The organism is Streptomyces sp. NPDC001068 (genome assembly GCF_042897315.1).
Lineage (GTDB): Bacteria > Actinomycetota > Actinomycetes > Streptomycetales > Streptomycetaceae > Streptomyces.
Map to the genome: position 1 here is coordinate 272312 of NZ_JBIAYD010000006.1, position 19562 is coordinate 291873.

16 protein-coding genes and 1 tRNA gene are annotated in these 19562 nt (G+C 72.2%); 13 read left to right on the top strand and 4 right to left on the bottom strand.

Features of this window, described 5'->3' with window-relative positions:
- Positions 1 to 79: 79 nt before the first annotated feature.
- The 9 genes from ACFY3I_RS18880 (at position 80) to ACFY3I_RS18920 (ending at position 11341) form a co-directional block, all read left to right on the top strand.
- On the top strand, positions 80 to 1135 hold the full coding sequence (locus ACFY3I_RS18880; protein WP_365292171.1) for a LacI family DNA-binding transcriptional regulator: 1056 nt from the start codon (positions 80 to 82) through the stop codon (positions 1133 to 1135).
- A gap of 601 nt (positions 1136 to 1736) precedes the next feature.
- Complete coding sequence (locus ACFY3I_RS18885; RefSeq protein WP_390861550.1) at positions 1737 to 3920, top strand: hypothetical protein; 2184 nt, start codon at positions 1737 to 1739, stop codon at positions 3918 to 3920.
- Positions 3921 to 4108: 188 nt separating this feature from the next.
- Positions 4109 to 5596, top strand: coding sequence for a GT4 family glycosyltransferase PelF (gene pelF / locus ACFY3I_RS18890; RefSeq protein ID WP_390861775.1), 1488 nt, complete (start codon positions 4109 to 4111; stop codon positions 5594 to 5596).
- Complete coding sequence (locus ACFY3I_RS18895) at positions 5593 to 6939, top strand: hypothetical protein (RefSeq protein ID WP_390861551.1); 1347 nt, start codon at positions 5593 to 5595, stop codon at positions 6937 to 6939. The genes pelF and ACFY3I_RS18895 overlap by 4 nt, the downstream gene beginning before the upstream one ends.
- Before the next feature lie 192 nt (positions 6940 to 7131).
- Positions 7132 to 8139, top strand: coding sequence for an SDR family NAD(P)-dependent oxidoreductase (locus tag ACFY3I_RS18900; RefSeq protein WP_390861552.1), 1008 nt, complete (start codon positions 7132 to 7134; stop codon positions 8137 to 8139).
- A gap of 62 nt (positions 8140 to 8201) precedes the next feature.
- Positions 8202 to 8915, top strand: coding sequence for an NDP-sugar synthase (locus ACFY3I_RS18905; protein ID WP_390861553.1), 714 nt, complete (start codon positions 8202 to 8204; stop codon positions 8913 to 8915).
- Between the two features lie 4 nt (positions 8916 to 8919).
- Positions 8920 to 9825, top strand: coding sequence for an NAD-dependent epimerase/dehydratase family protein (locus tag ACFY3I_RS18910; RefSeq protein ID WP_390861554.1), 906 nt, complete (start codon positions 8920 to 8922; stop codon positions 9823 to 9825).
- On the top strand, positions 9822 to 10490 hold the full coding sequence (locus tag ACFY3I_RS18915; protein ID WP_390861555.1) for a spherulation-specific family 4 protein: 669 nt from the start codon (positions 9822 to 9824) through the stop codon (positions 10488 to 10490). Before ACFY3I_RS18910 ends, ACFY3I_RS18915 begins: the two co-directional genes overlap by 4 nt.
- Complete coding sequence (locus ACFY3I_RS18920; RefSeq protein WP_390861556.1) at positions 10487 to 11341, top strand: endo alpha-1,4 polygalactosaminidase; 855 nt, start codon at positions 10487 to 10489, stop codon at positions 11339 to 11341. The genes ACFY3I_RS18915 and ACFY3I_RS18920 overlap by 4 nt, the downstream gene beginning before the upstream one ends.
- A gap of 87 nt (positions 11342 to 11428) precedes the next feature.
- On the opposite strand, the gene ACFY3I_RS18925 is transcribed toward ACFY3I_RS18920, so the two are convergent.
- The 4 genes from ACFY3I_RS18925 to ACFY3I_RS18940 form a co-directional block, all read right to left on the bottom strand.
- A tRNA-His gene (locus ACFY3I_RS18925) sits at positions 11429 to 11504 on the bottom strand.
- 114 nt (positions 11505 to 11618) lie between these two features.
- The gene (gene orn / locus ACFY3I_RS18930; RefSeq protein ID WP_365292157.1) at positions 11619 to 12221 is read right to left on the bottom strand and encodes an oligoribonuclease; all 603 of its coding nucleotides are present in this window, start codon (positions 12219 to 12221) and stop codon (positions 11619 to 11621) included.
- Positions 12222 to 12350: 129 nt separating this feature from the next.
- Positions 12351 to 13523: a helix-turn-helix domain-containing protein gene (locus ACFY3I_RS18935; protein ID WP_365292155.1), complete on the bottom strand. Its 1173-nt coding sequence runs from the start codon at positions 13521 to 13523 to the stop codon at positions 12351 to 12353.
- Positions 13524 to 13900: 377 nt separating this feature from the next.
- Positions 13901 to 14257, bottom strand: coding sequence for a hypothetical protein (locus ACFY3I_RS18940; protein ID WP_365292153.1), 357 nt, complete (start codon positions 14255 to 14257; stop codon positions 13901 to 13903).
- A 360-nt stretch (positions 14258 to 14617) separates the two neighbouring features.
- Here ACFY3I_RS18940 and ACFY3I_RS18945 point away from each other — a divergent pair, with 360 nt between their 5' ends.
- From ACFY3I_RS18945 to ACFY3I_RS18960, 4 genes are all read left to right on the top strand, one after another.
- Positions 14618 to 15145, top strand: coding sequence for a universal stress protein (locus tag ACFY3I_RS18945; RefSeq protein WP_390861557.1), 528 nt, complete (start codon positions 14618 to 14620; stop codon positions 15143 to 15145).
- A 154-nt stretch (positions 15146 to 15299) separates the two neighbouring features.
- Positions 15300 to 15866, top strand: coding sequence for a GPR1/FUN34/YaaH family transporter (locus ACFY3I_RS18950; protein WP_390861558.1), 567 nt, complete (start codon positions 15300 to 15302; stop codon positions 15864 to 15866).
- Positions 15867 to 16167: 301 nt separating this feature from the next.
- Positions 16168 to 18207: an Hsp70 family protein gene (locus ACFY3I_RS18955; protein WP_390861559.1), complete on the top strand. Its 2040-nt coding sequence runs from the start codon at positions 16168 to 16170 to the stop codon at positions 18205 to 18207.
- On the top strand, positions 18204 to 19553 hold the full coding sequence (locus tag ACFY3I_RS18960) for a GTPase (RefSeq protein ID WP_390861560.1): 1350 nt from the start codon (positions 18204 to 18206) through the stop codon (positions 19551 to 19553). Before ACFY3I_RS18955 ends, ACFY3I_RS18960 begins: the two co-directional genes overlap by 4 nt.
- Positions 19554 to 19562: the final 9 nt, after the last annotated feature.

Here is a 19562-nt window from a genome sequence, read left to right on the forward strand (position 1 = left end):
GGGGACGACGGGGCCGGGAACGGCCGGATCACGGCTGTTACATTCCTGGCCTGAAGGCTGCGAACGGAAGGCGGCGACTATGGCGGTCAAGGGTGAGCGGGGCCGGGGTGCCCGGCGGCCGACCCTGGAGGAGGTCGCCGCCCGGGCCGGGGTGGGCCGTGGCACGGTCTCCCGGGTGATCAACGGATCGCCCCGGGTCAGCGACGCGACCCGGGCGGCCGTGGAGGCGGCCGTGCTCGAACTCGGTTACGTGCCCAACACCGCCGCCCGCGCCCTGGCCGCCAACCGCACGGACGCGATCGCCCTGGTGGTGCCCGAGCCGGAGACCCGGTTCTTCGCGGAGCCGTACTTCTCCGACATGGTCAGCGGGGTCGGTGCCGAACTCGCCGACACCGAGATGCAGTTGCTGCTGATCTTCGCGGGGAGCGACCGGGAGCGGCAGCGGCTCGCCCAGTACCTGGCCGCCCACCGCGTGGACGGTGTGCTGCTGGTCTCGGTGCACGCCGACGACCCGCTGCCGGACCTGCTGGCCCAGTTGGAGATCCCGGCGGTGATCAGCGGTCCGCGCTCGCTGGACGAGACGCTGACCTCGGTCGACTCCGACAACTACGGCGGCGCCCGTTCGGCGGTGGAGCACCTGCTGACCCGGGGCCGCGGCAAGATCGCGCACATCACCGGCCGGCTGGACGTCTTCGGTGCCCAGCGCCGTGTCGACGGCTACCGCGACGCGCTGCGGGACGCGGGCGCGAAGGTGGACGAACTCCTCATCGAGCCGGGTGACTTCACCGAGCAGGGCGGCCGCCGGGCGATGTCCGTGCTGCTGGAGCGGCATCCGGACGTGGACGCGGTCTTCGCCGGCTCGGACGTGATGGCGGCCGGTGCCCGCCAGGTGCTGCGCGAGGCGGGCCGCCGCATCCCCGACGACGTGGCGCTGGTCGGGTACGACGACTCGGCCATCGCCCGGCACATGGAGCCGCCGCTCACCAGCGTCCGCCAGCCGATAGAGGAGATGGGCCGGGCCATGATCGACCTGCTGCTGGCGGAGATCGCCGACCGGCGTCCGGCGGCCGCCCGCGGACCCGAACGCCGGCACGCGGTACTCCCCACCGAACTGGTGGTCCGCGCCTCGTCCTAGCCGGGGTCACCAGGACCGCCGGGGCTGTCCCGGAGCTGCCGGGGGCGCGTCGTGTCCCCGGCAGCGGCGTGTCCCCGGCAGCGGCGTGTCCCCGTGCCCCTCGTTCCGGCCGGCCGCCTTCGGCCCGGAGCCGGGGTGCGTCGTCGTTTAGCGGATGCGGGGATTATCCGCACGGCGGTCTCGGTGGAATCGCACCATCGGGTGATCCGATTTCCGGCCGTTCAGCGAAATCCAGGGCGCGGCTCCGGCGCATTCACCGGCGCACCCGCTTCCTGGCGAATGCGCCCTGAGCTGCATGTATTACTGATCATTTATTCATTCGGTGACGGTAAATCGCACACTGCGCGATTTCATCGGACCCCGTCATCCGCGCCCCTGAGGGGGCCGACGTGAATTCCCGGCCGCGGATCAGTAGGTGATATACCTCTGGGCGATGGGGGTGCGGGGATCGGGGGATTCACGTATGCGCGGTTGTATTCACTGCCGACACGGTCGTGTCCGCACGTAAACAGGCCTGCGCGACTCCTATCGCTTTCTGATCCGAATCTGATCCACCGTTATGCCGCGCCGCGACGACCCGCGGCGCTGGGGGGAGTTCATCATGCGTTCCGTGCTGTTGAAAGCCGGTGTGTGCGGCAGCGCCGCCATGCTCGCGCTCATCACGTCGCCCATAGCGGCGAAGGCGGCCACACCGGAGGCGAGGATCGACCTGAAGGTGCTCGTCGTCGACGACGGAGGGCCGGCCACCGGGGCCATCACCGCCGAACTCGACTCGGCGGGCACCCCGTACACCAGGGTCGACCTGGCCGACGGCGGGCGGCCGCAGATCAACGCCGCCTTCCTCAGCGACACCGTCAGCGGCCGCCCCAGGGCCAAGTACCAGGCCGTCGTGCTGCCGAACGACAACCCGTTCGGAGCGGGCTCCGCCGAGATGGCGGCCCTCGCGACCTACGAGCGGACCTTCGGCATCCGGCAGGCCGACGCCTACACCTACGCCAGACCAGAGGTCGGCCTGAACTACGCGCAGTCGCCCGGGTACATCGGCTCGCTCGACGGCATGACCGCCCAGGTGACGTCCGCCGGCAAGACCGGACCCTTCGGCTACCTGGGAGGGAACGTTCCTTTCGAGGACAACGCGCCCGACGTGTCCGAGAGCTACGGCTACCTCGCCGTGCCGCTCGCCCAGCAGCAGGCCGGCGCCACGTTCACCAGCTACGTGGACGCCCCGATCCCGGGCAGCTCCGCGCGCGGCTCGCTCGTCGGCGAGTACGCCCACGACGGGCGCCGGGAACTGGTCGTCAACTTCGTCTACAACCAGTACCAGGAGCAGTACCGGCTGCTCACCCGGGGCATCGTCGAGTGGCTGACCCAGGGCATCCACCTGGGCGCCGACCGCAACTACTTCGCGGTCCACGTCGACGACGTCTTCCTCGGCGACGACCGGTGGAACACCACGCTCAACTGCACGCCGGGAGACGTGGACTGCACCCCGGGCGGCGGCGCGACCCCCGACCCGATCCGGATGACGCCGGCGGACGCCCAGTACGCCAAGCAGTGGTCCGCCGCCCACGGGCTCACCCTGGACATGGTGTTCAACGGCGGCGGCAGCGAGGACTACAAGGCCGAGCACGGTGGCGCCGACCCGACGGCGGCCCAGCTCATCGCCGACAAGAACGCCTACCGCTGGGTCAACCACACCTACCAGCACCCGTTCCTCGGCTGCGTCCAGGACGTCAGCGTGGTGCCGTGGAAGTGCGCCACCGACGCGAGCGGCAAGACCAAGTGGGTCAGCCAGTCCGACATCACCTCGCAGATCACCCAGAACCGCACCTGGGCGAGCGGCAAGGGCCTCACCCTCGACAACACCGAACTGGTCACCGGTGAGCACTCCGGGATGAAGGTGCTCCCGCAGCAGCCCGACGACAACCCCAACCTGGCCCCGTCCCTGAACTCCACCGGCGTGAAGTGGCTGGCCAGCGACAACTCCCGGGACCCGCAGCAGCGTCAGATCGGCTCCGCCCTGACCGTGCCGCGCTTCCCGATGAACGTCTACTACAACGCGGGCCACGCGGCCGAGGAAGTGGACGAGTACAACTACATCTACACCAGCAAGGCCAACGGCGGCAGCGGCATCTGCGAGGGCTCCTCGACCACCACCTGCCTGAGCGCCCCGCTGGACCCGCAGACCGGCTACACCTCGTACATCGTCCCGCTGGAGAGCCGCATCGCCCTCGGGCACGCCCTCTCCAACGACCCCCGGCCGGTGTACATGCACCAGTCGAACCTCGCCGAGGACCGCATCGCCTACCCGGTGCTGAACAAGATCCTGGGTGACTACGGCAGCCTCTACGCGGCGAACACGCCGCTGGTCAACCTGCGGCTGAAGGACATCGGGACCGAGCTGAAGAACCGGGCCGCCTGGGCCGCCGCGGTGAAGAACAACCAGGTAACCGCCTACCGGATCGGCAACACGGTGACCATCACCTCGCCGAGCGGCACCCAGGCCACCGCGACCATGCCGGCCGGCACCACCCAGAGCCAGCTGCTCGGCAGCACCGCCTTCGGCACCGCCTACGCCGGGCAGCTGTCCGGCTGGACCGCCCCCGGCCTGCTGCAGGGCTCGATCACCCTGCAACTGACCGCGCAGGGCACGCCCGCGGCTCCCGCCGCCACTGCCACCACCCCTGCGAAGGCGGCCACGCCGGCGCCCGCGCTGCGGGTGCCCAGCGGTGTGACCACCCCCGTCCCGGCAGGTCCCGGCGACACCGTCCGCCGCAAGCGCTGACCGTGAACAACGCGCACGACCTGCACGACGGGCGCAGACGTCCCCACGGGCCCGAGGGGACACGGGAAAACGAGGATGCGGCGACCTTGTCAGGGACCGATCGCACCGGGCCGGCCGGCGGGAACACCCCGCCGGCCGGCCCGGCCAGGGCCTTCGCGGCCGTCGACACCGGGGCGACCCGCGTCACCATGCTCACCGAGGGCACCTACCCGCACAGCCACGGCGGCGTGAGTGTCTGGTGCGACCAGCTCGTCCACGGCATCCCGGACGTGGACTTCCAGATACTCGCGGTCACCGGTGACGGACGGGAGCCCCTCACCTGGGAGACACCCGCGCACGTCAGCAAGGTGACCTCCATCCCCACCTGGGGTCCGACGCCGGCCGGCCGCGCACCGCGCGGCCGGCGGCTGCGAGGCTTCCTCGACACCTTCGAGACGTTCCTGCTGGCCCTCCTCGACCCCGCCCCCGCTTCCGGCACCCACGCCGGCCCCAGCGCCCGCGAGCGTTTCGCCGAGGGGCTGTACGGCCTCGCGGCCCGGGCACGGTACGGGGAACTGACGGCGGCGCTGCGCACCGAGGCGGCGATACGCACCCTGGCCGCCGTCTGGAACCGCCCACACCTGCCCACCCACGCCGCCCGGCCGACCATGCACGACGTGGTCACCGCCACCGATTTGCTGGAACACGCGCTGCGCCCACTCGCGGCCGTACCGCCCCGGCACGGCATCACCCACGCCGTCAGCGGCGGACTGGCGGCCCTGCCCGGACTGCTGGCCCGGCACCTGCACGGCACCCCCCTGCTGCTCACCGAACACGGCGTCTACCTGCGCGAGCGCTACCTCGGGTACGGCTCCGGAGGCCACCCCTGGCCGGTCAAGGCGCTGCTCCTCGGCTTCTTCCGGCTGCTGGCACAGGAGACCTACGCCCGCGCCACGCTCGTCACACCGGGCAGCCACTACAACCGGCGCTGGGAGGAACGCGGCGGCACCCCGCCCGAGAAGATCCGTACCGTCTACAACGGCGTGGACCCCGGGGCCTTCCCGCCCGCCGGGCCGGAGCCGGAGACCCCCACGCTCGCCTGGGCGGGGCGGGTCGATCCCATCAAGGACCTGGAAACGCTGATCCGGGCCTTCGCCCTGGTACGCAAGGAGATGCCCGAGGTGCGGCTGCGGCTGTTCGGCGGCACGCCCAAGGGCGGCCAGGCCTACCGGGACCGCTGCGAGGCTCTCGCCCGCGAGCTGGGCACCGCCGACGCGGTGGCCTTCGAGGGCCGGGTCGAGGACATCCGCGACGCCTACGCGGCGGGCACCGTGGTCATGCTCTCCAGCATCAGCGAGGGCTTTCCCTTCACCCTCATCGAGGCCATGTCGTGCGGCCGGGCCACCGTGTCCACCGACGTCGGCGGGGTCCGGGAGGCCGTGGGCGACGCGGGTCTGGTCGTACCGCCACGGGAACCGGAGGCGATGGCCCGGGCAGCGCTGGAACTGCTGCGCGCGCCCGCCCGCCGGGCCCGCATGGGCGAGGCCGCCCGGCTGAGGGTGATCGACCAGTTCACCCTCCGGCACACCATCGACTCCTTCCGGGAGATCTACGGCGCGCTGGCGGCGGGCGAGGACCGCGCCCAGCCGGCCGGGATCCCGGCGACGCACGCCCGACGGGCCGGAGGTGAGTGGTGAACCGGCTGGCCGACGACCCGACCCTGTTACTGCGCCTGCCGGGCCCGCCGCAGCGGCCGGCCTGGGCCGACGACCCGCTCGACGAACTCGCCGAACGGCTCGCGGACGTGTGCGGGGCCGCCGTTCACCCGGACGAGATCGCCGCGGTGCTGGAGTCCGACGGGCTGACACACGAACAGATCACCACCCGCTACGCGCGACGGGACCTGTTCGACATGGCGGAGGAGCTGTACGCCCGGGTGCCGCGCCGGTTCCCGGACCCCGCGCCGGTTCCCGACCCGTGGCGGACCAGCCCGTGGCAGTGCCTGCTGCGCGGAACGCTGTTCGGCCTGCCGGGACTGGCCTACCTGCTGGGCGCGGGACTGCTGCCCGGCCGGGTCACCGGGCTCGCCGCCTCGGCGCTCGTCGCCTGGGCCTGGAACCAGGGACTGGCCCACCGCGCCTACGTACGGCTCGCCGCCGGAGGCCGGCGGGCGGCCGCGCGGTGCCTGCTGCTCGGGGCCCCGGCAGGGGTGACGGCGGCGGCGGCGACCGCACTGGCCGTCTCGGGGCCGGGTGCCGTCCCGGCCTTCGCGGCGGGGGAGTCGCTCTATCTGGCGGCGGCCACGGTGCTGCTCGTGCTGGGACGCGAACAGCAGCTGCTGATCGCGCTCGTGCCGACGGCGGCCGGGGCGGCCTGCCTGCCGGTGTGGCGCCCCGGCCCGCTGCCGGCCGCCGTGCTGCTGCTGGCCACCGTCGTGGCGGCGGTACTGGCGGCGGTACGGGAGACCGTGCGGTCGCTGCGCACCGAGAGCTCCTCCGTACCGGGCGCGGCCCGGCTCGGCGCGTCCGTCCCGTACGGGCTGTTCGGCCTCGCCGGCGGGGCGCTGACGCTGATGGCCCCGGCGGCGGGCAGGCCGGCCGCGGTGGTGCTGACGCTCAGCATGGGGGTGGCCGAATGGCTGCTCTACCGCTACCGGAGCCTCACCCTCACCGCCCTGCGGCACAGCCGGACCCCCCGGGGCTTCCGGCTCCGGGCGGCGGGCGCGCTCGCCCTGTGCCTCACCGGGTACCTCGCGGTGCTCGCCGCCCCCGCGCTGGTCACCGGGGTGCCGTCGCTGCCGCTGCTCGCCCTCGGCGCGGCCCTCTGGGTCGCCCTGCTGCTCCAGGCGGCCGGGATCGCCTGGCCGTCCGCCACGGCGTGCCTCGCCGCCGCCGTGGCCGAGGCCTCCCTGTCGGCCGGGACCCACGGAACCGGCCCGCTCAGCCCGGCCACCGCCGAGCTGGCGTCCTGCGGCTGCGCTACGGCGGTGCTGCTGGCCTTCGCCTACGCCCGGATGGGCCGGGTCACGGCCCACCGCTGAGCGGACCCCGGCACCACGGCGCACACCGGGCGGTCGGACCACCCCGGCCCCGCCTCCACCGACCCCGGCGCCGTCTTCACCGGACCCACCGTCACCGGGCCCGGCTTCACCAGACCGTCCTTCACCAGCCCCACCTTCACCGGGCGCGGCTTCATCAGACCCGGCTTCATCAGAGAACAAAGGAGACAGATCGTGACCTCGTCCGCTCCCACGACCGTCGCAGTAACCGGCGCCGAGGGATTCATCGGCTCCCACCTGGTGGAGGCGCTCGTCGCCTCGGGCCACCGGGTGCGCGCCATGGCCCAGTACAACTCCTTCTCGTCGTACGGCTGGCTGGAGACCCTGCCGCAGGACGTGATGGACAGCGTGGAGGTCGTCCTCGGCGACGTGCGCGACGCCGGGTCCGTGCAGCACCTGCTCACCGGCACCGAGGCCGTCTACCACCTGGCCGCGCTGATCGCGATCCCGTACTCCTACCAGGCACCGCACAGCTACGTGGCCACCAACGTCACCGGCACGCTCAACGTGCTGGAGGCGGTGCGCCGGCTCGGCATCCCCAGGATGGTGCACACCTCCACCAGCGAGACGTACGGCACCGCGCAGACCGTGCCCATCACCGAGGACCACCCGATCAACACCCAGTCCCCGTACTCCGCCTCGAAGGCGGGCGGCGACCGGCTGGCCGACGGCTACTACGCCAGCTTCGGCATCCCGGTGGTCACCCTGCGGCCGTTCAACACCTTCGGGCCGCGCCAGTCCATGCGGGCGGTGATCCCGACGGTCATCGGGCAGGTGGCCGCCGGAGAACGGACCGTCGCCCTGGGCGACCTGCGGCCCACCCGGGACTTCCTGTTCGTCAAGGACACCGCCCAGGCGTTCCTCGCCGTGGGCACCGCACCCGCCGAGGCGGTCGTCGGCAGGACGTTCAACGCCGGTACGGGCGGCGAGATCTCGGTCGGCGACCTGGTGACGCTGGTCGGCAAGCTCATGGGGGCCGACCTCGACGTCCGCGAGGACGCGCAGCGCATCCGGCCCGCCGCGTCCGAGGTGATGCGGCTGGTCTGCGACGCCTCGCGGCTGCGCGCCGCGACCGGCTGGGCACCGGCCCACAGCCTCCAGGAAGGGCTGGAGCAGACCATCCGGTTCTTCTCCGACCCGGCGAACCTGGCCCGCTACAAGACCGCCATCTACAACGTCTGACCACTCGTCCCGGTCGCCGGCCACCACCGTCGACCACCGACCGACCCACCACGGAGTCCGCCATGCACGCAGTCATTCTGGCCGGAGGCAAGGGTGTCCGGCTGCGCCCCTACACCACCGCCCTGCCCAAGCCGCTCGTCCCCATCGGCGACCAGCACGCGATCCTGGAGATCGTGATGCGGCAGCTCGCCAACTCCGGATTCACCAGCTGCACCATCGCCATCGGCCACCTCGGCCACATCATCCGCGCCTACGTCGGCGACGGCTCCCAGTGGGGCATGCGCGTCGACTACTCGACCGAGGACAGCCCGCTGGGCACCATGGGCCCGCTGCTGACCATGCTCGACCGGCTGCCCGAGCACTTCCTGGTCATGAACGGCGACATCCTCACCGACCTGGACTTCCGCGCGGTCCTGCGCGGTCACCAGGCCGGCGGCGCGCCGCTCACCATCGCCACCTACTGCCGCAAGGTCAGGATCGACTTCGGCGTCCTCACCACCGACAGCGAACAGGTCGTCGCCTTCACCGAGAAGCCGACCCTGGACTACCGGGTGTCCATGGGCGTCTACGGGCTCTCCCGGTCCACCCTGGACGACTACACCCCCGGCCTGCCGCTCGGCTTCGACGAACTCGTCCTCGACCTGCTCCGCGACGGCACCCCGCCGGCCGCCCACGAGTTCGACGGCTACTGGCTGGACATCGGCCGCCCCGACGACTACGACCGGGCCAACGCCGAGTTCACCACCTACCGCGACCTGCTGCTGAAGGGGGCGTGACCCGATGCGCGTCCTCGTCCTGGGCTCCACCGGATTCCTGGGCCGGCACATCACGGAGCACCTGCGCGCCCTGTCCGGCGTCCGGGTGCTGCGGGCCGGCCGCTCCCCGGGCTGCGACCTGCGGGTCGACCTGACCACCGCCACCGTCCCCGAGCTCACCGCCGACCTGCGCGCGCTGGCCCCGGACGCCGTCGTCAACTGCGCCGGCGCCGTCGGAGGCGGCCCGCTGCTGCTGGCGGAGACCAACGTCCGGGGCCCCGCCGTCCTGTGCGAGGCCCTGACCGCGGCCGGCCTGCCGGTCCGCCTGGTCCATCTCGGCTCCGCCGGCGAGTACGGGACCAACTCCGGGCAGCCGCTCGGCGAGGACGCCGCCACCCGTCCGCAGGGCGCCTACGGGGCCACCAAACTGGCGGGTTCGCTGACCGTCGCCGAGGCCGGGCTGGACGCCGTCGTGCTGCGGGTGTTCAACCCCCTCGGCCCGGGCTCGCCCGGCACCAGCCTGCCCGGCCGGCTCGCCGACGAACTGCTGCGCGCCGGTCCCGACGGCACGGTGCGGGTCGGTGACCTGTCCGCCTACCGCGACTTCGTCGACGCACGGGACGTGGCCCGCGCCGCCGTCCTCGCCACCACCGCCCCCGGCCCGCTGCCGCGGATCCTCAACATCGCCGGCGGCAGCGCCACCCAGGTCCGCAAGGTCGCGGAAGGGCTGACCCGGGTCAGCGGGTTCCGCGGCCGGATCGACGAGAACGGGGCCGGTTCCCAGCGGTCGTCGGCCGTCTCCTGGCAGCAGGCGGACGTCACGGCCGCGGCCACCGCTCTGGGCTGGCACCCCGAGCGGCCCCTCGCCGCCTCGCTCGCCGACCTGTGGACCTCGCGCACCGGCACTCCCGCGATCCCGGATCCGGCATGACACACGGCCGTCTGCTGGTCCCGCTGTACGTCCACCCCGCGGTGGACCCGGCGGCGTGGCAGGCCCTGGCGCGGGTCCCGTCGCGGCTGTACGGCGTCGTCCTCAACGTCGCCGACGGCCCCGGCGCGACCCGCGACCCGGCCTTCGCCGCCGCCGCCGGGGCGCTGCGCGCGGCGGGCGTACGGGTGCTCGCATACCTCGACACCGCGTACGGCACCCGCCCGCACCGGACGGTCCTCCACGAGCTGCGCCGTCACATCGGCTGGTACGGAACCGACGGCGTCTTCCTCGACCAGGCCGGCGCGGACGCCGGCCTGCTGCCGTACTACCGCTCGCTGGCCGCCGCGGCCCGCGAGCGGGGCGCCGCCACCGTCACGCTCAACCCGGGAGTCCATCCCGATCCCGGTTACGCCTCCGTCGCCGATCTGCTGGTGACCTTCGAAGGGGACTGGCAGACCTATCTCACCTCCGTCGCGCCCTCCTGGACCGCGGCGCACCCGCCGGACCGTTTCTGCCATCTGATCCACGGCATCCCCGCCGGCCTGTGCGACCTCGCCGCCCGCACCGCGCGGAACCGGCGGGCCGGCGTCCACTGCGCGGTACCGGGTGCGGGCGCGAACCCCTGGGGCGCCCTGCCCCCCGCCGTGAGGAGGGGAACCGCATGAGGTTCACCACCCGTACGCCGTTTCCGCTGTCAGCCCTGTGCCTGCTGGTCACGGGGGTGGTCGCGGCGCTGCTCGCCGGGTGCGTCGCCGTCCCGGACCGGGTCCCGGACCGGGCCGGGGTGCGCGGCGCCCACGGCGGACACCCGTCGGCCGCGCGCTGGCAGCCGCGCCCCGGCACGGCCTGGCAGTGGCAGCTCAGCGGCCGCGTCGACACCGGTGTGGCCGTCCCCGTCTACGACATCGACGGTTTCACGAACGGCGCGGAGGTCGTGAGCCGTCTGCACAGGAGCGGCCGCAAGGTCATCTGCTACATCAACGCCGGCGCGTGGGAGTCCTTCCGCCCCGACCGTGCCGCCTTCCCCGCCTCCGCCCTCGGCCGCTCCGACGGCTGGCGGGGCGAGCGCTGGCTCGACATCCGGCGCCGCTCGCTGCTCCGCCCCATCATGGCCGCACGGTTCGACATGTGCCGGGACAAGGGCTTCGACGCCGTCGAGCCCGACCTCGCGGACGCCTACACCAACGACACCGGCTTCCCGCTGACCGCCGCCGACCAGCTCGCCTACAACCGCATGATCGCGGACCTCGTCCACGAACGGGGCATGGCGGTCGGCCTGAAGAACGACCTGGAGCAGATCCCCGAGCTGGTCGGCGACTACGACTTCGCGGTCAACGAGCAGTGCGCGGAGTACCACGAGTGCCCGTCGCTGCGCCCCTTCATCGAGGCGGACAAGGCCGTCTTCCACGTGGAGTACCACGTGCCCGAGAGCACGTTCTGCCCGATCGCGGAGCGGCTCGGCCTCGACTCCATGCGCAAGGGGCTCGCCCTGGGCCGCTGGCGCAGCCCCTGCTGACATCCCGCGCCGAACTGCCGCCGGAAGACTTGCAGTTAACGGCGAAAGGCCCCGGTCCGCGTCTCCGCGGGCCGGGGCCTTTCCTGTTGGGGTGAGTGACGGGACTCGAACCCGCGACATCCTGGACCACAACCAGGTGCTCTACCAGCTGAGCTACACCCACCATGACCGGAGGCGATTCTGTGGTTTCTCCGACCGGCCGAGAAAAAGTGTACAGGGTCCGAAGGGGTGCTCGCGCACGGCTTTACGGGCGTGCCCTTCGGGCCCTCCCGAACGCCTATTCCGCAGGCAGGACGTGCTTGGCCGCGATCGACCTGGCGGTGTCCGAGTCCGGGCCGGGCTGGGGTACGAAGACGGCCTCGCGGTAGTAGCGCAGTTCGGCGATGGACTCGCGGATGTCGGCCAGAGCGCGGTGGTTGCCGTTCTTCTCCGGGCTGTTGAAGTACGCCCGCGGGTACCAGCGCCGGGCCAGCTCCTTGACGCTGGACACGTCGACGATCCGGTAGTGGAGGTATCCCTCCAGGTCCGGCATGTCCCGGGACAGGAAGCCGCGGTCGGTGCCGACGGAGTTGCCGCACAGCGGGGCCTTGCCGGGCTCCTTCACGTGCTCCCGGATGTAGGCCAGTACCCGCTCCTCGGCCTCGGCGAGGGTCGTGCCGCCCGCCAGCTCGTCGAGCAGGCCGGACGAGGTGTGCATCTGGCGCACCACCTCCGGCATCGTCTCCAGTGCCTTGGCCGGCGGACGGATGACGATGTCCACGCCCTCGCCGAGCACGTTCAGCTCGGAATCGGTGACCAGTGCGGCCACCTCGATGAGCGCGTCGTCGGACAGCGAGAGGCCGGTCATCTCGCAGTCGATCCACACCATGCGATCGTTCATGTGTCTAACCTTACGGCGCGCCGCCGTGAGCTGAACCGACCGTGCGGTGACCTTGTGCGCGAGCCCGCGGGCGGCACCCCGGCGACGGCGACCGCCCACCCGGTCGTACCGGGTGGGCGGAGGCGCGGATCAGCTGCCGGTGCGCGGGCCGGGGAGGCTGGCCGACAGGCCCACCGCCGCGGTCCTGCGGGTCTGCATCGGCAGTACGCCCTCGGGGTACGGGACCGCGAGCGGGCCCGTGGGCGGCAGCGGTGCCGGTTCCGGCGTGTCGGCACGCTCGGCCTGCGGCCGCCGTGCGCGGTACGCCGCCCGGTACGCGGCCGGGGACGACCCCAGCTGGCGGCGGAAGTGCCCGCGCAGCGCGACGGGGGAGCGGAAGCCGCAGCGGCCCGCCACCTCGTCCACCGAGTAGTCGGACGTCTCCAGGAGGCGTTGCGCCTGGAGGACGCGTTGCGTGATCAGCCACTGCAGCGGGGCGCTGCCCGTCAGTGAGCGGAACCGGCGGTCGAAGGTCCGGCGGCTCATGTACGCGCGTGCCGCCAGCGTCTCCACGTCGAACTGCTCGTGGAGGTGCTCCAGGGCCCAGGCGACGACCTCGGCGAGCGGGTCGGCACCGATCTCCTCTGGTAAAGAACGGTCGAGGTAGCGCTCCTGACCGCCGGAGCGGCGCGGCGGGACCACCAGGCGGCGGGCGAGCGCGCCGGCCGCCTCGTTGCCGTGGTCCGTCCGCACGATGTGGAGGCAGAGGTCGATTCCGGCCGCCGTACCGGCGGACGTCAGGACGTCGCCGTCGTCCACGAAGAGTTCGCGTGGGTCGACGTGCACCGACGGGTAGCGCTTGGCCAGCGTCGGCGCGTACATCCAGTGGGTGGTGGCCGGGCGGCCGTCCAGCAGTCCGGCGGCGGCCAGCACGAACGCGCCGGTGCACAGCCCGACGATGCGGGCCCCCTCCTCATGGGCGCGGCGCAGCGCGTCCAGGGCTTCCTCGGGCGGTGGCGCGGTGATCGACCGCCAGGCCGGCACGACGACCGTGCCGGCGCGTGAGATCGCCTCCAGGCCGTGTGGCGCGGTGAGTTCGAGGCCCCCTGTGGTCCGCAGCGGGCCTTCCTCACCTCCGCACACCAGCAGTCGGTAGCGCGGTACGCCGGCGTCCTGGCGGTCTATCCCGAACACCGACAGCGGTATGGAACTCTCGAAGATGGGGCCGCCGCTGAACAGCAGCACCGCGACGATCTCCTTGCGGCGTCGCCCGGAGAGTTTCCGGGCCGCGGCTTCCGGCGCGGCAGTGGAGTCGTGGCTCATACTGCTAAGCCCCCCTCGGTGGTCGCGGCTCCTCGGTTGTGTCGCTCCTGCACGTTTCCCCTCGGTCCTGCACGAGTCCCCCGCCGTAAGACGTCAAGATCGAATCTACTGGTTCCCGCGGTGTCGCGTTGACCAGTTCGACACGCCGCAGATTGTCGACATGACAACTTGGCGTGAAGCATTCGATCACGAAGCGTTGCACTCACGGGCCGTGCAGGGAAGTGCGCCTCGTGGCAGTGGCCAAACCGCATAGGGTGCGGAGGGCCTCCCGGACCCTTTCCGTGCAGGTGGAACGGGGGTTTGGGGGTGGTGGGGGCCCCTCTTGCACAGGGTCGGGAAGTTGGCTGAAAAGAAGCGTTCCGGGGTACGGAAACCGGTCAGTCGACCGGTGTACCGCTCCTAGTGTGACGTCCGCCTCCCCGGACGGGTCCGCGGGGGGCCCGGTGCGGTGCCCGGTGGGGTGCCCGGTGCGCGGATCCCCGTTGCTTTCCGTACGGCTTCCCGTGGGGCCTTCCCCGGCTCGCCGTCCCGTGCGCCGAGCGGCGCAGCAGGTACCGGCACGCGGCGGTGGCGGCGGCCAGTCCGAGCGCGGTGCCGACCGCGCCGACCGGCGAGGTGCCGTACCAGAGGAGTACGGCGGGGACGAGGGCGCAGGAGAACACGGCCCAGCGGACGACGTCACCCGCTGCGTCCTGGGCCGGTCGCGGGTCGGGTTCCGGGTGCGGTCCGGACATGTGTGTCTCCCTGCTCTCCCCGGCGGAGTGCCCCCGCCGGCCCCCGTGACGGCGCTGCCGCCCGGTTCAACGCGTGTTCGAGCGGTCGGTCACCGTGCGTGGGCCCCGCGCCTGACCGAATCCCGCGCAAACCGCCTGTACGGGGCAGCAACCATTGCGTCGCGGGCGTGGCTCGTGCATGCTCCCTGGAACCCCCAACCGACTCCGGGGAAGTCCCCCTACGGAGAGTGCGCGGGATCTGGGCGGAGGAGGCGTGCCGCCGTACCCTTGGGGGTATGGGGTTGGGAAGTTGATTCCCGGACACAGCTCCGCCGCACACTGTCCTCCCCTCCCACAAAGGATCACAACGCCGAGACAGCCATGGCCGGTCACGAATTCTTCGATCCAGCGGACCGCAAGCGGCCGGTCGCCGACCCCACGGCGGCCGATGCGCTGGCGGCGCAAGAGGCACGCCCTTCCTGCGACCCCGCCTTCCAGCACGGAGTGGTCGTCGGCTTCGACGGCTCCACCTCCAGTGAGCGAGCCCTCGCCTACGCGATCGGGATGGCACATCGATCCCGTGCAGGGCTGATCATCGTCCACGTCGCCAACCGACTGCCGACCACCGTGTGGGCCGGCTGCGAGCCACCCGTCTTCGTCGACGTGCCGGACCATCGCACCGAGGTGCTCGGTCTCGAACTCGCGTGCGCCGAATACCTGGCCGAGGTGCCCTGGATCCTCGTCGAGCGCGGCGGGGACATCTGCCACGAACTCGAAGAGGTGGGGCGCGAGTACGAGGCCGACGCGATCGTCGTGGGGTCGACCCACGGGATCGTCGGGCGGATCTTCGGCTCCGTCGCGGGCAGACTCGCCAAGCGGGCCAAGCGGCCCGTCGTTGTCATTCCGTAACTCCCGGTTCTCCCAGGTGAGATACGCCGTGGGTAGGGTCCGGCTCCCTTCGTGCCGTGCGCAAAGCTACTCGTGCGTAGAGGTGTTTGTGTCCTTGTGAAGGGCATATACCGGTCACCGCGTACAACTGCACAGAGCATGAAGGGAGCCCGCCGTGGACAACGACGTCTCTGCGGGAAGCGGAACCACTACCGTGGCCGGCCGACTCGCCCTGGGGATAACCCTGTTGGCGTTCGGCCTCGGAACCACCGGCGTGATCGACGACGTGACCACGTCCGACGCCGTGTCAGTCGCCCACTACGTGGGCGGAGTCGCCCTCTTCCTCGTCGGCCTGCTGGCCTTCCGTGACCGTGACGCCGCGAGCGGCACGGGCTACGTCGCCCTCGGCGCCCTCTGGTTCACCTGGGCCGTCTCGTCCGGCGGCAACGCCTCGGCCAACGCGGCCGGGCTCTTCCTGCTCCTCTTCGCCCTGGTGGCACTGTCGTTGACCCTGGCGGGCGGCGACACGCTCGGACAGGGCATGCACGCGCTGCTGTTCCTGTCCATGCTGCTCCTCGCCGTCGCGAACTTCGCCGACAGCTCCTCGCTGGCCAAGGCGGGCGGCTGGGTGGCCGTGGCGGCGGGTGCGGTGGCCTGGTACGCCGCGACGGCCGCGCTCGCGCAGTGGCCGACGGCACTTCCGAGGCGGGCTGCCGGCCGGGGGGTGACGGCCGCCGGCTGATATGGCAGCCGACGCCGGGGAGTTGGGCTTCCCCGGTGATCCAATGAACGGACCCCCGCGTGGCTCGGTGGCACGCGCGGGGGTCCGTTCGGCTGTCCGGCCCGGTGCGGCGTGGGCGCACGGCTGTGGGGTGAGATCGGTCCCCTGCAGTATGAGGCGGGCGGACGTAATCCCCATTTAGTCGTATTGACCGAAACTTTCCCCCGTGGCTAGCCTGAAATCTGCTGTCTTCGTCATCCTGACGAAAAATGCGGCTGGGGGGCTCGGTCCGGCTCAGTCCGTCCGTGACCGGGGGTATTGAATGATCGCCGCCATCGATTTCGGAGCCTCGGCGACGAAGGCCGCCCTCTTCGAGAGAGGCGTCTCCAGGCCGGTACTCATCGACGGAGCACAGGAATCCTCCAGCGCGGTGTTCCTCCACCGGAACGGGCGACTCCTCTCCGGCGTCGGTGCGCTCGCCAGCGCCCAACGCCGCCCGCACCGCATGCAGGCCGCGTTGAAGAGACGGATCAACCGGCCCGATGAGACCGAACCCGTCCACCAGGAGGTGGAGTTCGACACGGTGGTCCTGCGTCCGCTCGTGCGATGCGCGGCGGCGGTGATCGGCCACGCCTGGCAGGCCGTGCTCCAGGAGACCGGCGGTGTGGAGGTGCCGCTGCTGCTGACCCACCCGGTGGGCTGGAGCGAGTTCCAGCGCGCGGCCGTCCTCGAAGCGGCGACCCTGGCGGGGGTGCGGCCCGCCGGACTGGTGAGCGAGGCGGAGGCCGTCGGCTGGCACATACGGGCCGCCCGGCCCGCCACGGGTACCTTGCTCGTGGCGGACGTGGGGGCGTCCACACTCGACATCGCCGTCCTCGACCTCGAACCCTCTGAAGGGATCACCGTCCGGTACGCCGACGGCGACAACTACCTGGGCGGGGACGACTTCGACCGGGAGGTCCTCGCACTCGTGGCGGCCACGCTGTCCGACGACCCGCGGGACGCGGCGCTGCTGACGGAGTTCACCGAGTTCTGCGACGAGTTACCGCATCTCGCCGCCCGCGAGGCGGAACGGGTGAAACGGATGGCGGCCGAGACCGGGGCGACCGTGTTCGCGCGGGGAGACATCGCGGTCGAAGTGGCCGGCGACGAGTTCTTCGACGCCACGGCACACCTGGTCGACCGGATCGCCGGCCGGGTGCGGCGCGCGATCGAGGGCGGGACCGTACGGCCGCGCACGATGGTCGTCTCGGGCGGCGCGGCACGGCTGTCCAGCATCCACGACGCGCTTGCCGAGCTGGCCGACGAGGCCGGCATCGAGTACCTCACCTGGGACGAGTCGGACCTGCCGGGCACCGCCACGGCGGCGGTGTCGCTCGGCGCGGCCGGCATGCCGCGGCCATGGGGAGGGAACGACGCCAAGGCCCGGCGGCCGGTGACCCTGGAACACGGCGTGCTCACGGCCGGTGGCGGGGCGTCGCGAGCGGTCGCGATCCCGGGCGGACTCGTCGTCGGTACACCCATGCCCGGTGTGCGTGAGCAGTCTGTCGACGCCCCGTCGGAACTGGTCCGCCGCAGTACCCGGCGCCCGCGCGAGGACAGGCTGCTCCTCCGGCCGCACGGTGTGGCAGCCCTGGGCTACGACCCGTTCGGCGACCGGCTGGTCACGGTCGCGCGGGACCGCAGCGCGTGCGTCTGGTACCTCGGCGAGGACCGCCCCTTACGGTCCTGCCGACCGTACTGGCAAAGCGGCTCCGCCGGGCTGTCGGGCGAAGTCGTGGCAGCCGCCGCCCACGGAGACCTGGTCGCATGGGCCGACTCCGACGGAGTGCTGTCGCTCGTCGGCTCCCGCCGCAGACACCTGCGGCTCGGCCACCCCGCGCACCGGCTGGCCTTCACGGCACGTCCGTACCTTCTGGCCCTGGGAGCCGACCGGATCACCCTCGTCGATCCCGGAACGGCCGAGATCCTGGACGTGCTCCAGCTTCCCGGGCCCGCCCCGTTCCCCGTTGTCGCCCTCGCCGGGGAGGCGTCGCTGGTGTTCACGGCGTCGGACCGGGACATACAGTGCTACGACTGCTCGAGCGAGCGCTTCACCCCGGTCTGGAAGCGCGAGGCCTTCGTCGCCTCGGCCCTCGCCGTGGTCCGGGTGGAATCCCTCCCTGTGCTCGTCACGTACGACTCGAAGGTCAGGCTGTACCGGGCGCTGGACGCGCGAACCGGGGTGCAGAACGCCCTCAAGGACGCCGAACACGCCTCCGTCCCGGTCGAGTTGCTGGCCGACGGAAGATCCGGGGTGGCTTACGCCCGGCACGAGCGCGGCGAGGTGTCCGTCCTGACGTTCGCCGGTGCGCCGCGGTGATCGCCCAACCGGGCCCGGCCTCCGAGTCGCTGGCCGCGCTGGCCGAGAGTCTGGCGGAACAGGAGGAACTGCGAGGCGAGGGATTTCTGGCCGACATCGCCGCACAATGCCGGCAGCCGTTGCGGGTGATGGTCGCGGGCTATGTCTCCTCGGGCAAGTCGACACTCGTCAACGCCCTGCTCGGGCGGGAGTTGGCCGGCGTGGACCGCCGCGAGACCACGGCCGAGGTGACCTGGTACCGCCATCCGGATCTCGCGGGGCAGCCGCCGCTCGGGGGAGGGAACCGAGCGGTCGAGACCGGCTTCCCGCTCGCCGACCGGCTGGTCCTGATCGACAGTCCCGGCCTCAACACGGCTTCCGGCGCACACCGTTCCACCCTCGACCTGCTGTCCGCCTGCCACGACGAGGGCGGCACCGCTGCCGCGCTGGTCTACCTGGTCGTCGGTGAGCCGGCCGCCGGGGACGTCGAACGGCTCGCCGACTTCATCGCCCTGGGCTCGGGCGATCTCGGCAACGTCGTCCTCGTCGGCGGCAAGGCGGAGACGGTCTCGGAGACCGCGATCAAGGACTCGGTCGAGAGGCGGGCGACCATCGAGGAAACCGCCGCGAAGACCGAGCGGCGGTTGCTGATCCGCAAGGCGTGTGTACGCAGCGTCGCGGTGAGCCAGCACCTCGCGATGGTGGCCCGGTGCGGGAGGGTGCGGCAGGAGCACGTGGACCTCGTCCGCGTAATCGTCGGTGACCCCGAGCTGCGTCGGTTCGCGGAGAACGGATGGGCTCAGCTGGGCCCGGTGTGGAGTGCGCGCGGCCGGCCGGCCGGGGCCCTGGATCCCCTGCGTGCCCTGATACCGAGTCTCGGCTGGCTGGTGTCGGAGCTTCCGGCCGGCGGTGAGCTCGACGTGGCATCGCTGTCGGCCTGCTGCGAACGGGTCTCCCGGCTGTCGCGTCTGGAGCGAGTCCTCGCCGAACTGGCCGACGACGCCGATCTGCTGACCGTGACGGCCGCGACCGAGCGGCTGCGGCGGTGGGCGGACCGGCGTGGATCGGAGCGCGCGACCACGGTGCACGAGCGGCTCGACAAGCTGTGGACCGGAGCGGAGTTCAGGACGTTCCCATGGCGCCGGGCCGCACTCATGCTCAGCACCTCGCTGCTGGCCGACATCCCGGTCGCCGACCGGGACTGGGCGATCGCCCTGCTGCGCGGTGAACCCCATGACCCCCCGGGGCCTCTGACGGCCGTGATTCAGCGCTGGCGTCGCCGGACCGATTCCGGAACCCGGGGAGTGCTGGCGGCCGACGTGGCCCGGACAGTCGTCACCGCCGCGGTGCGGCAGCTGACCGGATGATGAGGAACG